The 14,216-nt window shown below is 48.9% G+C and carries 14 protein-coding genes; 7 read left to right on the plus strand and 7 right to left on the minus strand.

What is annotated here, in order from left to right; all coding sequences use genetic code 11:
- Positions 1-188 precede the first annotated feature (188 nt).
- The 5 genes from ACKTSG_RS04960 to ACKTSG_RS04980 all read left to right on the plus strand — a co-directional run bounded on the left by ACKTSG_RS04960 (position 189) and on the right by ACKTSG_RS04980 (position 3,905).
- Positions 189-1,181, plus strand: coding sequence for a hypothetical protein (locus ACKTSG_RS04960; protein ID WP_407892539.1), 993 nt, complete (start codon positions 189-191; stop codon positions 1,179-1,181).
- A 213-nt stretch (positions 1,182-1,394) separates the two neighbouring features.
- On the plus strand, positions 1,395-1,682 hold the full coding sequence (locus ACKTSG_RS04965; protein ID WP_407892541.1) for a rhodanese-like domain-containing protein: 288 nt from the start codon (positions 1,395-1,397) through the stop codon (positions 1,680-1,682).
- A 2-nt stretch (positions 1,683-1,684) separates the two neighbouring features.
- Complete coding sequence (locus tag ACKTSG_RS04970; protein ID WP_407892543.1) at positions 1,685-1,996, plus strand: rhodanese-like domain-containing protein; 312 nt, start codon at positions 1,685-1,687, stop codon at positions 1,994-1,996.
- On the plus strand, positions 1,993-3,651 hold the full coding sequence (locus ACKTSG_RS04975; RefSeq protein ID WP_407892545.1) for an FAD-dependent oxidoreductase: 1,659 nt from the start codon (positions 1,993-1,995) through the stop codon (positions 3,649-3,651). The genes ACKTSG_RS04970 and ACKTSG_RS04975 overlap by 4 nt, the downstream gene beginning before the upstream one ends.
- On the plus strand, positions 3,648-3,905 hold the full coding sequence (locus ACKTSG_RS04980; RefSeq protein WP_407892547.1) for a metal-sensitive transcriptional regulator: 258 nt from the start codon (positions 3,648-3,650) through the stop codon (positions 3,903-3,905). Before ACKTSG_RS04975 ends, ACKTSG_RS04980 begins: the two co-directional genes overlap by 4 nt.
- Before the next feature lie 73 nt (positions 3,906-3,978).
- Here the strand turns inward: ACKTSG_RS04980 and ACKTSG_RS04985 are convergent, their stop codons facing one another.
- Complete coding sequence (locus ACKTSG_RS04985) at positions 3,979-4,908, minus strand: L-lactate dehydrogenase (RefSeq protein WP_407892549.1); 930 nt, start codon at positions 4,906-4,908, stop codon at positions 3,979-3,981.
- A gap of 260 nt (positions 4,909-5,168) precedes the next feature.
- On the opposite strand from ACKTSG_RS04985, the gene ACKTSG_RS04990 reads away from it, so the two are divergent.
- A complete protein-coding gene (locus ACKTSG_RS04990) occupies positions 5,169-6,758 on the plus strand; it encodes an APC family permease (RefSeq protein ID WP_407892551.1) in 1,590 nt (529 codons plus the stop codon).
- A gap of 31 nt (positions 6,759-6,789) precedes the next feature.
- Here ACKTSG_RS04990 and manA read toward each other — a convergent pair whose 3' ends face one another.
- Together manA and ACKTSG_RS05000 are read right to left on the minus strand one after the other, a co-directional pair.
- Complete coding sequence (manA, locus tag ACKTSG_RS04995; RefSeq protein ID WP_407892553.1) at positions 6,790-7,761, minus strand: mannose-6-phosphate isomerase, class I; 972 nt, start codon at positions 7,759-7,761, stop codon at positions 6,790-6,792.
- 36 nt (positions 7,762-7,797) lie between these two features.
- The gene (locus ACKTSG_RS05000; RefSeq protein ID WP_407892555.1) at positions 7,798-8,772 is read right to left on the minus strand and encodes a serine hydrolase domain-containing protein; all 975 of its coding nucleotides are present in this window, start codon (positions 8,770-8,772) and stop codon (positions 7,798-7,800) included.
- Positions 8,773-8,900: 128 nt separating this feature from the next.
- Here ACKTSG_RS05000 and ACKTSG_RS05005 point away from each other — a divergent pair, with 128 nt between their 5' ends.
- Positions 8,901-9,647 (plus strand): flavodoxin family protein, encoded by a 747-nt coding sequence (locus tag ACKTSG_RS05005; RefSeq protein ID WP_407892557.1) that lies wholly within the window; start codon positions 8,901-8,903, stop codon positions 9,645-9,647.
- Position 9,648: 1 nt separating this feature from the next.
- Here ACKTSG_RS05005 and ACKTSG_RS05010 read toward each other — a convergent pair whose 3' ends face one another.
- The 4 genes from ACKTSG_RS05010 to ACKTSG_RS05025 form a co-directional block, all read right to left on the minus strand.
- Positions 9,649-9,828, minus strand: a complete 180-nt coding sequence (locus tag ACKTSG_RS05010) for a hypothetical protein (RefSeq protein ID WP_407892558.1) — start codon at positions 9,826-9,828, stop codon at positions 9,649-9,651.
- A gap of 112 nt (positions 9,829-9,940) precedes the next feature.
- The gene (locus ACKTSG_RS05015) at positions 9,941-11,827 is read right to left on the minus strand and encodes an ABC transporter ATP-binding protein (RefSeq protein ID WP_407892559.1); all 1,887 of its coding nucleotides are present in this window, start codon (positions 11,825-11,827) and stop codon (positions 9,941-9,943) included.
- Positions 11,827-13,554 carry an ABC transporter ATP-binding protein gene (locus ACKTSG_RS05020; RefSeq protein WP_407892561.1) on the minus strand — a complete coding sequence of 576 codons (1,728 nt, stop codon included), beginning with the start codon at positions 13,552-13,554 and terminating at the stop codon, positions 11,827-11,829. Before ACKTSG_RS05020 ends, ACKTSG_RS05015 begins: the two co-directional genes overlap by 1 nt.
- Positions 13,547-14,194 (minus strand): TetR/AcrR family transcriptional regulator, encoded by a 648-nt coding sequence (locus ACKTSG_RS05025; protein WP_407892563.1) that lies wholly within the window; start codon positions 14,192-14,194, stop codon positions 13,547-13,549. The genes ACKTSG_RS05020 and ACKTSG_RS05025 overlap by 8 nt, the downstream gene beginning before the upstream one ends.
- Positions 14,195-14,216 lie beyond the last annotated feature (22 nt).

Below are 14,216 nucleotides of genomic sequence, written 5' to 3' on the forward strand. Positions count from 1 at the left end.
TGCATCAAGACGATACCTCTTTCATTAATTGTGTAGGAACTTTAATGATAACAGGTCGTATCGACTTGGTGTTTTTTATTTTGTCTGAGTGCTAACGATAGTGGCTAACTTGATTGTAAAACGCGGGATCCGTTTTTGATATGCTGTTATCTGCACGATAAAATAAGGATTATTTTGGAGGAATCATTTTGATAAAGACCTATCTCGACCGCGGATGGCGCTGGCTTCAGACAGATCAAGGGACAATGATCGCGATCGTACTGGTATTACCATTGGGGTTATGGTTGGTGTGGCGCGATCAGCACTATTCACAAAACTTTAAGCGGACGTTTATCAGCTTAGGGGCAATATTTTGTTTGGTGGTTGTAGGCGTTTGGATCGGCCACTTACACTTAAACCACCAATATGAAGTGCTGGCTGCCAAACAAACCCGCACCAGCGAGCGCTTGTCGCAAACCCAATTGGCCTTTCGGGACAAAGCCGATGACTTGGCCACTTTGCAACACAAAAACGCGCGCTATCACGAAAAAATGTCGCCTTATGAAAAGCTAGAAAAAGCCGATGCCAAAAAACGCGCCCAAGACGTGGCGGCAGCGCAGAAAGTCACCGACCAATTAGAAGCACTACCAGAAACTTATGCCTTGACGGTTGACGACAAAGCCAAAGTCCAAGCGGTTCGCAAAGCGTTCAACGAACTGTCGCCTGCCCAAAAATCTTATGTGGATGAATCCAGCATCAAAGCCCGCGAAGATAAAATCACCGAGCTGGAAAAACAAGCCGCGCAAGCAGCGGCACAAGCCAAAAAAGCAGCGGCAGATGCCGCCGCTGCGGCTAAAAAGAAAGCCGAAGAAGAAGCTCGCGGCTATGATACAGGCATCACTTATGATCAATTGGCGCGCACACCTGATACTTACGAAGGCCAAAAAGTGAAATTCTCAGGTGAAGTGGCGCAAGTGATGGAAGACTCAGACTCTGACACGGTCCAAGTGCGCTTGGCGATCAATGGTGACTACGACCAAATGATGCTTTGTGAGTGGTCTGCTACCAGCGTGACTTCTCGCGTACTAGAAGATGACCAAATCACCATTTCAGGTATTTCTGAAGGCTTGATCACCTATGAATCCACAATGGGTGGCGACATCACGATCCCTTCTGTGATGGTCGCAAAAGTCGACCAATAACCACGCAATTGCTGCGTTTGACAAACTTGTCAAAGGCAGCTTTTTTGTTGCCGGCGATTTGAAGCTTGCCGTGCGACTGTCGTGTCAATGACTGACTCGCTGATCACGACCCATGGTCAACCATATTCACTTGACTGAATACCTGCTGGGGTATACACTTAATCTAGTCAGTAATACCCCCGTAGGTATTTCAAAAACTTCAGGAGGACTTTCATGAACAACATCACCGCAACGACTTTAGCTCACCAGTTGGCTGACCATCCCACGATCATCGACGTACGCGAAGACTTTGAATTCGCCACCGGCCACATTGCCGGCGCCAAGAATGTGCCACTTAGCGAGCTGGCTGAACGTTATCCAGAAATCCCCGATGGCGCCTATATCATTTGCCAAACTGGCGTGCGTTCCGCCCACGCGACTGAATTTCTCCACTCGGTGGGTACCCAGGTGACCAACGTGACCGGTGGCGTTTCTGCTTGGCCACAGGCTTTGGAGGTGTAACCATGTTTGGGTTGTTCTCACCAGTTCAAAGCATCACCCCAAATGAACTAACCGCGCAATTGCATACCCGCGGCACCCAGTTGCTTGATGTGCGCGAACCCACTGAATTTCGTGCAGGTCACATCGCCGGCGCTAAAAATGTCCCGCTTGGGCGCATCTCAGCATACGTGCCGCCAACTCATACCAAGCTTTTTGTGATCTGTCGCTCAGGGGCTCGCTCTAAGCGCGCCTACAAGCAACTCAAAGCACGTGGACTGGATGTCACCAATGTTGCCGGTGGGATGCTGGCATGGCAAGGGAGGACGATCTCATGACAAAAAAATATGTGATCATTGGTGGCGTGGCTGGCGGTATGTCTGCTGCCACGCGCTTACGCCGGCTACAAGAAGACGCAAAGATCGTCGTGTTTGAACAAGGCCCGCATGTTTCCTTTGCCAACTGTGGGTTGCCTTACTACTTAGGTGGCGAGATCACCAGCCGTGACGACTTGCTGGTGCAAACCCCGGCGAAACTCAAAGCGCGTTTTAACTTAGATGTGCGAGAAAACAGCAAAGTGATTGCGATCGACCCTAAAACCAAATGTGTCACCGTTCAAGCCGCCAAAGAGACTTACCAAGAAGCGTATGATGCCTTGATCTTGTCGCCTGGCGCCAAGCCGACAGTGCCGGCACTACCAGGTTTAAGCCAAGCGGATAACGTCTTCACCTTGCGAAACATCCCTGATATGGATCGGATCGATCGCTACCTCAACACCACTGATGTCCAAACCGCTGTGGTGATCGGCGGCGGTGCCATTGGGTTGGAAATGACAGAAAGTCTGGTCAAACGCGGCCTCACTGTTAGCTTGGTGGAAGCCGGCAGCCACGTTTTCCCAGCACTTGATGACGAAATGGCCGCACCGCTTGCGCAAGCGTTACGCCAGCATGGTGTGACGGTGCATATAAACGATGCCGTTTCGCAAATCGGTAAGCGCAACATTTCCTTGGCTTCAGGTGAAATCCTCCCAGCTGACTTGATCTTACTGTCAGTTGGGGTCAAACCAAACACCGAGCTGGCAAAAGCGGCTGGTCTTCAACTCGGTCCTACCGGCGGGATCGCGGTCGATGCGCATTATCAAACGTCGCAACCAGACATTTACGCCGTTGGGGATGCCATCGAAGTCACCAACCAAGTCTCAAATCAGCCGGCATTGATCGCTTTGGCTAGCCCCGCTAACCGCCAAGGCCGGCAAGTCGCTGACGTGCTTTCTGGCCTTAACACCAAAAACCGCGGCAGTCTAGGCACTGCGATCGTGCGGGTGTTTGACCAAGTGGCTGCTACCACCGGCTTGAGCGAATCTCAGGCCAAAAAGCTCGGCTTGGCGTTTAAAGTCGTTCACATTTCAGCAAAAGATCACGCCGCTTATTATCCAGGCGCATCACCACTTTGGCTCAAGGCGATTTTTGTCCCGACCAGCGGCGAACTGCTGGGTGCTCAAGCAGTTGGTCCAAGCGGTGTGGATAAACGCATCGATGTATTGGCCACCGCGATCAAAGGCAAGCACAGCGTGTTTGACTTGCCAGAGCTGGAACTGACTTACGCCCCACCGTTTGGCGTGGCCAAAGACCCAGTCAATATGCTTGGTTACGTGGCCAGCAATGTGGCTTTAGGGCTTTCTGACACGATCCAGTGGCATGAATTGCCGCAAGCTTTGGCTTCAGGCAAGCAATTGATCGATGTGCGCGAGCCTGACGAATACGCCCAAGGGCATTTCACCCAAGCCCGCAACTTACCGCTTGATCAACTGCGCGACCATTTAGATCAGCTGGATCCCACCAAGCCGTATATCGTGAGTTGTCAAACCGGCTTGCGCAGTTATTTGGCTGAACGGCTGTTGCGGCAACATGGATTTAACGTGCAAAACTTAGATGGTGCGATCGGCTTGTATCAGCAAGTGCGATCAGACTTGTTAACAGGAGAAAAATCATGACCTTACATTACAACAAAGCCATGGCCAATCGGCTGAAACGTGCTGATGGCCAACTGCAAGGGACCTTGCGCATGATGGAAAATAATGTCGACTGTCAAGATGTTGTTAGCCAGCTAACTGCCGTGCGTTCGAGTTTGGACAACTTGATCGGCTTGATCGTTGCTGAAAATCTCAAAGACTGTCTACTTACCACAGACCATGCTGATCAAGATGCCCGGATCCAACAAGCAGTCAAAATGATCATGAAGAAGTAACCGCCAATCAAAAAATGCTACCTTTGACGTCTTTGTCAACAGGTAGCATTTTTTTGATTGAGGGATCGCTTTGTTACAGGACTGCCGCCAAATTATCTTTCAACACTTTGGCAGAATCTTCCAAGCGCTGTTGATCGTCAGCGTTGAGATCCAGTTGCAAGATCCGTGCCAACCCGTCGCCACCTAAAATCACCGGCACGCCGATGGCCACACCAGACAATCCGTATTCGCCATCCAAATGCACTGACATGGCAAAAGCAGCCCGTTCATCATTAACGATCGCTGCAGTTAAGCGCGTCAGTGACGCTGCGATCCCGTAAAAGGTGGCACCTTTTTTCTCAATGATCGAATAGGCAGCGGTTTTGACCCGTTCGCCAATGGCTTCGCGATCATCCGCTGCGCGTTGGCCGGTGATGAATTGTTTGATCGGCTGGCCGCCAATAGTCGTGTAGTCCCACACCGGAAATTCTGAATCACCGTGTTCGCCCATGATGTAACCATGCACGGAACGCGCGTCCACGTTATAACGCCGACTGATCTCAGAGCGCAAACGCGCAGAATCCAGCGCTGTGCCGGACCCTAGCACATGATTTTTCGGCAAGCCGGTAAGTTGCAAGACCAATTCGGTCAACACATCGACGGGATTTGACGCCACTAAAATGATCCCGTCAAAATGGTTGGCCATGATCTGGCTGGTGATGGACTTGATAATGCCGGCATTTTTTTGTAGCAGTTGCAAGCGCGTTTCGCCAGGTTTTTGCGCGACGCCGGCAGTGATCACGATCAAATCGGCATATTGCGCATCTGCATATGTGGCGGCGTAAATATTCTTTTGACCAGTGTAAGGCAGTGCGTCGACGAGATCTTCAACATCGCCTTGCACCCGCGAAGTGTTCACATCAATGATGCCTAAGCTGCCGCCGATGCCTGCCGTGAGCAAATTAAACGCGTAACTGGAGCCGATCGCCCCGTCGCCGATCAGTAAAATGTTTGCTGTTTTCATGGTTGACTCCTCCTTATGCATTTAGTATAACGCTTTCATCCATTGTATCAAAGCTTATTCAAATCTGTATTAATGTTTAGCAGATGATTTCACAACAAATCACTAAATTTTGTGTATTCACGGAATTGATGTGTTTTACTAAATATTGGTGATTTGTGTTGTTCAAGTGCCCGCAGTCATCTATCAGTGCCTTGACATGCGTGACATGCGTTCACACAACGAGTACACTGAAAGCAATCTTGAAAACACTGGAGTCTAAGATGCACATCAAAAAAATTTCACTTTTCCAATCGGTGATGTTGGCCTTAGGGTCATTGATCGGATCCGGTTGGCTTTTTGGCGCTTGGGAAGCCACCAAGATCGCCGGTCCTGCTGCTATTTTATCTTGGTTAGTCGGGGGCTTGGTGATCGGGATCATTGCTTATACTTATATCGAAATCGGCGCGATGTTCCCAGAAGCTGGCGGGATGAGTAAATATGCGCAATATTCGCATGGCTCACTGCTTGGTTTCATTGCCGCTTGGGCCAATTGGGTGTCATTGATCACCTTGATCCCGATCGAAGCGGTGGCGGCGGTGCAATACATGTCAACGTGGCCTTGGGCTTGGGCCAAATGGACGCATCACTTAATGGCCAATGGCGTGGTCACCAACGTCGGGTTATTGGTGGTATTTGGCTTTATCATTGTCTTCACGCTGTTGAACTATTGGTCCGTTAAAGTCCTCACCCACTTCACCAGCTTGATCTCGATTTTTAAAATCGGCATGCCCTTGTTGACGATCATTTTGCTGACGATGTCTGGTTTTCATCCGCAAAACTATGGCACCAGCTGGCATGAATTCTTCCCTTATGGTACCAGCGCGATTTTTAGTGCCACCAGTGCCGCTGGGATCATTTTTTCGTTTGACGCGTTTCAAACCATCATCAATATGGGCGCTGAAATCGAGCACCCAGAAAAAAATATTTTGCGTGGGATCACCATTTCCTTGCTGATCTCTGGGGTCTTATATGTGTTGCTTCAATCCACGTTCATCACCGCAGTACCGACGCATGTGTTAGCCACTGCTGGGTGGAACGGCTTGAATTTCACCTCACCATTTGCTGATTTGGCAATGTTGCTGGGACTCAATTGGTTAAGTGTACTGCTGTATATGGATGCTTTTGTTTCCCCATTTGGCACTGGGGTATCATTTGCTGCCACCGCCGCGCGAGCGTTATTTGCCTTAGAATCCAATCACCACCTGCCGCATTTTTTAGGCAAACTCAATCCGAAATATCGTATTCCCCGTATGGCAATGCTGGCAGATACCGTCTTGTCCATCGTGATGGTATCAACGTTTCGCTCATGGGCAGTCCTGGCCACCGTGTTATCCACTGCCACATTGATCGCCTATTTGACCGGCCCGGTGACAGCAGTTTCTTTGCGCAAGTTAGGCGCACATTTGTATCGTCCGGTGCGCTTGAAACATTTGCCGATCATTGCGCCGATCGCGTTTGTGCTCACAAGCTTGGCGGTGTATTGGGCGATGTGGCCAACCACAGTGCAAGTGATCATGATCATTTTAGTGGGTTTGCCGTTTTATTTTTATTACGAATGGAAAATGGGCTTCAAAGAACTGCGCGGTGCCATCAAACCGGCGTTATGGCTGCTGGTTTACCTGATCTTCATTTCGCTCATGTCTTACGCTGGTGCGCATCAATTCAATGGCGCTGATTGGATCCATTACCCGTGGGATTTCGTCTTGATCAGCGTCGTGAGTTTCGGGTTTTACCAATGGGGTATCCATTCTTGGACCACCAGTGATTTGGCCGCCGCACAAGCAGTCAATCAACGCGTTTCTCGAGACTAAAAAAACTCGCCAGTTGGCGAGTTTTTTGTGATCAGGCTTCTTCGCCAGGTTCGGAGGTGATGATCTCCATATCCCCAGTAAAGTCCCATGCTTTGATCTGGTTTGGAATCAAGAAATGCGTGCCTTTTTTGATCGGGAAAGTCTTGCCGTCAGCGGCAAATTCGCCGTTACCTTTTAAGACAGAAACCAAGGTATATGGCGCTTTTGGTGTTTGATGCACAGTACCATTCAATTCAATGCGTTCAACTGAGAAGAATGGGGAGATCGGCGCTTGCACAAACGTGGTGATCGTGGCGTCGTCTTTATGTTCAGTTTGAATGTCGAGTTTAGGATCAACAGATGGCACCGTGGTGGTGTCAATGGATTGTTGTAAGTGCAATTCCCGCTTATGACCTTGGGCATCGGTGCGGTCATAATCATACAAGCGATACGTGGTGTCAGATGACTGCTGAGTCTCCAAAACCATAATGCCTTTGTTCAGCGCATGAATGGTGCCACTTGGAACGTATACAAAATCGCCAGTTTTCACTGGAACTTTGCGCAACAAGTGTTCCCAATCACCAGCATGGATCATGTCAGCGAGTTCTTGGCGAGTTTTGGCATGGTGGCCATAGATCAAATATGAACCAGGTTCTGCGGAAATAACGTACCAGCATTCCGTTTTACCCAATTCCCCTGGCGCTTCATGGGCGGCAGCATAGGCATCATCTGGGTGCACTTGCACAGAAAGTGACGCGTTGGCATCAAGGATCTTGGTCAACAATGGGAACACTTTGGACTTTTGATGGCCAAAATAATCTTGGTTATCTGCCCATGCTTGCGTCAAAGTCTTGCCAGCCAACGGCCCGTTTTCAATGGTCGATGGGCCATTAGGATGCGCGGAGATCGCCCACAGTTCACCGATTTTACCATCAGGGATCTGGTAGCCAAATTCAGTTTCAAGTTTGCGGCCACCCCAAATTTTTTCATGAAATACAGGTGCTAGGAATAATGGTTCAGTCATTGTACCCTCCTGAAAAACAGATATTCTTTACCGCTTTCATTTTACCACGTCTGTGAAATATTGCGCGACGATCTGATCTCTTCTGGCCAAAAAGTTGGCATTGACCGAAGGGTGCACCCGATTGGACAACACGATCAGCGCTTGTTGCGTTTGCGGCTGCATGAGCCAAAACCCGCCTGTGTAGCCGGTATGATACAACCAAGTGCCGCCTTTTTGATCATGGCGCAAGTCCCAACCAAGTGAGCGTCCACCAGCAAAATCTTGTTCCAGCAGGGCAAACTCACCTGCAGGAAATGCCGGCGACTGCCGCTGACCAAAGGCATATTGGGTAAAAGTGATCAGATCCTGCAAACTGGCAAATAAGCCCGCTGAGCCAGCATGTGCGCCTAAGATCCGGGCTTTGGGGTCATGCACTTGGCCTTTAAGCAAGTGACCATCGGCGAAAGTCGTCGGTACCGTGTAGCGAGGATCTGGGTGAAAGCTGGCGGTGTACAGCTGCAATGGGGTCAAGACCTGCTGTTGGATCACCGTTTGAATGGCTTCGTGATACACATTTTCCAACGCCCAACCCACCAGCAAAAAGTTAAAATCGCGATACAAGACGCTTTTAGGCCCAGTGGGCTTTAACGTGTCGATCAGTGCTTGACGCAAGGATGGTGCATCAAGTTCATCGCGATGGGGGATATAGCTTTCTAACCCGCTGGTATGCGTCAACGCTTCGCGGAAGGTGGTGTCAGGCAAAAACTCTGGTAACCAGTCATGAAGCCGTTGATCGATTTGGACGCGGTTTTGGGCTAACGCCTGTAAAAATACGGTGGTGGTGCCTAACACTTTGGTCAAGCTGGCCAGATCATAAACCATGCCTGGCTGCAGTGGTTTCACTGTAGGCAGCCATTGCGCATCCCCGATTGCTTCAGACCACACCGTATCACCTGCCATGATTGCCGCCGATACACCAGGCACGACACGATCAGTGACTAATTCTTGTAGCATATGTTTTGTCGGCGTCATTCAACCACTTCCAATCTGGTTCCCATTTTACCACGCGAAATTTATTTATGAATGGGCTTATCTAAGCGCGGCATTGACGCGTTGACAAGGCTGATGCAACTTGGTAGCGTCATGTTGAGGTGTTGAAAATGCATACAGTCGCTTTGTTTGGCGGACAAGATCCGCATGGGCTCACGGCCCAGCTGACCCAACATTTATTGGCCGATTTACCTGGCACCACTGAGTTTATCGACTTAAATACCCGCTTTTTGCATCCGGATTGCCCACACACATCAAACGTGAATTTAGATGCGCTGGAAGCCAAGCTTGCGCAAGCAGATGTGTGGGTATTAGTCAGCCCCACTTACTTTGGTAGCGTCGCTGGACCGCTGAAGCAAGCGCTAGACTGCTTGCGGCCGCGCATGGTACGCATGACGGCCAAAGGGGACTCGCTACCCGGTCGATACCGTGGCAAAGTGTATGTGAGCATTTCCAGTTGTTTTGCCAGTGGCTTTGACAATACCTTCACCCATCAAACCGATGCGTGCTTCACCACCTTAGACAAAGCCATGAGTACAGCGGGTTTGCGCAAAGCTGGCGAATTGGTCTTGCCGCATACTTGGGGAATGACGACGATTCCTGCCGCCAAGTTAGCCGCAGCTAAAAAGTTGGCCTTGACTGTGCCCAAGCGGGTGCGAAAGGATGATGAAACCATGAAACGATACGGTTTGTTATTTATGATGGTGGCGGTGATGGCTTTGGCGACCATGAGTTTACAATTGCTGCTACCGATTTCCGGATTTTGGTGGCGTTATATTAGCTTTGTGGTGTTTTTCTTCACATTACTAGCGGCGATTTTGCACTATGCCACGTTTATGCGCCACAAACACCGCTGAGTCAGCACTGCTTTTTGACCGCTTGAACCAGCACGATCACCACAATGACGACGACCACCAAGAAAATGCCCCAGCCGATCAGGGGAAAATGCCGGATCAATAACAACCATCCGAGAAAAATCAGGATCCCTAGCAATAACCCGCGGGGATCATGCATTTGTCGATTTAACCAATTATTCAATGTGCGTCACTCCTTTTACTTTTAGTTTACGCCAAATCCACCGCCAGTCTTCCGCCTGACGATGGATTTTTTGTAAACAAAAACCCCAAGTCAGTGACTTGAGGTTTCAAGCTTAAATGGCGACGTTCCCAGAGAATTGAGAATTGTACAAATCAGCATAAAAGCCTTTTGCGGCCATCAAGGCGTCATGATTACCCGTTTCAATAATAGAACCGTGATTCATGACGATAATGTTGTCGGCATCGCGGATCGTGGACAACCGGTGTGCGACCACGAAGCTGGTACGGCCTTCAAGCAAGCGACTCATCGCGTGTTGAATATGCACTTCAGTCCGGGTATCCACAGAACTGGTGGCTTCATCCAAGATCAAAATATCCGGATCGGCGACAAACGCCCGCGCGATCGTCAACAATTGCCGTTGCCCTTGGGAAATATTGGAAGCAGATTCATCCAAAATGGTGTTATACCCATCTGGCAACTGCCGTACAAAGTTATCCACATGGGCGGCTTTAGAAGCGGCCATGATCTGATCATCACTAGCAGATTCGTTACCATACTTCAAGTTGTCCCAAATAGAACCCGTGAACAACCAAGTATCTTGTAACACCATGGCGAAATGACTGCGTAAGTCTTCACGCGACATGTCGCGCGTATCCACACCGTCTAAGCGAATCGAGCCGCCTTTCACGTCATAGAAGCGCTCAAGCATGTTGATGACCGTGGTTTTACCGGCACCAGTTGGGCCGACAATGGCAATCATTTGCCCTGGTTTAACTTCCAAGTTGTAATCTTTCATCAACAACTCAGAGCCATCATAACCAAACTGCACATGATCCATCACTAACTTGTTAGGATCATTTGGCACTGCTGGCACACCAGAAGGCGTATCTTCCATGTCCTTTTCATCTAACACTTCAAAGACACGTTCTGCAGAGGCCACAGTATTTTGAATCGTGTTGGCCAAGTTGGCTAATTGTGAGATCGGCTGGGAGAACTGTTGGGTGTATTGCAAGAACGCTTGGACATTACCTAACGTGACGGTCCCGTTAGTGACCCCAACGCCACCGACAATGGCCACGAAGACATAACCGATGTTGTTGATAAACATCATCAATGGCATGATCACCCCAGAAACGAACTGGGCTTTCCAAGCAGCATTGAAGAACTTTTGGTTTTCTGCATCAAAGGTCTCCATCGCCGTTTCTTCGCGGTTAAAGGACTTCAACACCACTTGGCCGGCAAAGTTTTCTTCAACTTGGTTGTTCAACAACCCTAACGCTTTTTGCTGTGACGCGAAGAAGCGTTGCGATTTCGGCGCGATGATGCCAACGACGACCAATGATAACGGAATGGTGATCAACGCGATCAAGGTCAACTTCCAAGAAATCGATAGCATCATCCACAAGGTCCCAATAAAGGTGAATAAACTTGTCACCATTTGGGTCAGTGATTGTTGCAGCGTGGAGGCGATATTATCCATATCGTTGATCGCCCGCGACATGATATCCCCATTGGAATGGGTATCGTAGTAGTTGATCGGAACGCGCTTCATTTTATCTTTAAGTTCTTTACGCAGATCATACACCGTGTTTTGCGCCACGCGCGTCATGATGTATTGTTGCAAGAAGCTGAATAACGCTGAAGCCAAGTACATCAAGATCACGGTGATCACGATATGTTCGATCTTGGTGAAGTTGATCGGGAACTCAGCCATTTTCATGCCGGCTTTTTGCTGGGAGACACCTTTCATGTAGCCTTTGAAAATTTCCGTTGTCGCTTGCCCTAAGATCTTAGGGGTGCGGATTTGAAAGATCGTGGACACGATTGCAAAAAGCAATACCACGATAATGGCGACAATCCGGCTTTTCATGTAACCAAATAAGCGTGTGACGGTGCCCCAGAAATTCTTCGGCTTTTCAACTAAACCGCCATGAGCGCCTGGACCATGACCGCGACCCATGCCGCCAGTTGGCCGACTGGATTGAGAATTTTCTGCCATTAGGCTTCATCCCCCTCTCGAATTTGTGACTTGATGATTTCTTGATAAGTGGTGTTGGTTGCCTTGAGTTCATTATGACTGCCGCGACCGACCATTTTTCCGTCGTCTAAGACCACGATGGTGTCGGCATCTGCAACTGTGGAAACCCGTTGGCCGACGATGACCACCACGCGCTTGGAGATCTGTTCATCTTCACGCAATGCTTTGCGCAAGTTGGCATCGGTTTTAAAGTCCAATGCTGAAAACGAATCATCAAACACATAAATGCTGGCGTCTTTGACCAACGCGCGGGCGATCGCCAAACGTTGACGTTGCCCACCAGAGAAGTTGCCCCCGCCTTGTTCAACGTGATAATCCAAGCCTTCGGGATTTTCCGCGATGAAGTCACGTGATTGGGCGATATCTAAAGCATGCCAGATCTGTTCGTCAGTGGCATCAGGATTGCCGTATTTCATGTTGTCGCGAACCGTTCCAGAAAATAGGACGGCTTTTTGAGGCACAAAGGCAACGGCTTGATGCAATGCTTTGAGATCTAATTCTTGAACCGGAGTGCCGTTAACTTTCACGGCCCCTTTTTCCACATCATAAAAACGTGGGATCAAGTTGATCATCGTGGTTTTACCAGAACCGGTACCACCAATAATGGCTAGTGTTTCCCCAGCTTTCATGTCCACATCGATACCAGACAGCGCTGGTTCTTCAGCGCCGTGATAGCGAAAATCCACCTGATCAAATTGTAAGCTTGGCGTATAGCCAACGGCTTTAGGTGACACTGGAGATTCGATGGGGCTGGATTGATCCAACACTTCGTTGATCCGCACAGCTGAAGCTTGCGCCCGTGGAATGAACATTAAGATCATAGACAGCATCATGAAGCTCATTAAGATCTGCATGGCATAAGTCATAAAGGCGATCATGTTCCCAGTTTGCAACGCTTGTTGGCCGATCAAATGACCACCCCACCAAATAATGGCAATATTGGTGCCAGACATGATCAACGTCATGATCGGCAAGGCCAAAGCCATGATGGTGTTTACTTTGATCGCGTTTTGCGTGTAGTCTTGGTTGGCCACATCAAAGCGCTTTTGTTCAAAGTTATCTTGACGGAACGCCCGGATAACGCGCACCCCAGTCAAACCTTCACGAAAGACTAAGTTGATCCGATCAGTTTTTTCCTGCATTTTGCGGAACAACGGCACCGCAAACTTCATCAAAATACCGACAAAAATCAACATGATCGGAATCACAACTAAGAAAATCGAAGTCAACGCATGATCTTTTTGATAAGCCAAAAAGCTAGCCCCGACCAACATAATTGGCGCCATAATCATCATCCGTAAGATCATCATCCAAGCGTTTTGCAACTGGGTGACATCGTTAGTCGTCCGAGTGATCAAGGAGCTGGTGCCGATGGTATCCATTTCATCATGGGAGTAGTTCAGCACTTTTTTGTAGACATCATGACGGACATTTTGGCCGAGTTTTTGCGAGGTACGCGCCGCCAAAAAGACGTTGCCTACCGCCGCTAAAACACTTAACAGTGAAAACAGGACCATTTTGATCCCAGTGTGCCAGATGTAGGTGACATCCCCATTGGCGACCCCATTGTTAACAATATCAGAGGTCAAGTTCGGTAAGTATAAACTGGCGATGACTTGCACCACCATAAATAAGACTGCCCCAAGGACTGCCATCGCCGACATGCGGCCTTTGGCAAGTTTAATCATGTGCTTCCTCCTTTGTGGTTGCGCCATATTTGAGCCATTGTAGCAATTGCGCCATACGTTTCTTTAAAGCAAGGACGGAAGTATCTTCCCCGTCAGCTAAATGATTGTAATAATAGCCCATAGTTTGCATAAATAAACCTAATACTAAATGCACCAGCATCCGCACTTCGTCATCAGATCGCACATCTAATTGACTGCGATCAATACCAGAGACTATCAGCTCCACGAATTGGCCTTTATCTTTGGGATGATGAGTCGTCGGCGATAGTTTTGCAACGGCATGAAAATCCATGTACATAAAGACATTGCGGTAAAACGGTGCATATGAGCCATCAACTAACACATCAATGGCTTTGTCAAAAAGGATCGCTACGGTGGCAAAAAAGTCGCCTTTTTGCTCGTCTAATGTGCGCTGCGTCAAGCCTTTGGCGCTGTCGCGCATGCGATCTAGCAGGTAAAAGAAGATATCACTTTTATCTTCAAAATATTGATAGAAACTTCCTCGCGGGATCCCAGCATCTTTAATGATATGGGAAATGCTAGCATCCGCAAATGGTGCTCGGGTAAATTCTGCATAAGCAGCTTTGACCAAACGCATGCGTTTTTCTTCCGGAAGTCGAAAAAATGTCGGTTTCGGCATTGGCTACTCCTTTCTGGCATTG

This window comes from Lacticaseibacillus salsurae (assembly GCF_045862175.1).
Taxonomy (GTDB): Bacteria; Bacillota; Bacilli; order Lactobacillales; family Lactobacillaceae; genus Lacticaseibacillus; species Lacticaseibacillus salsurae.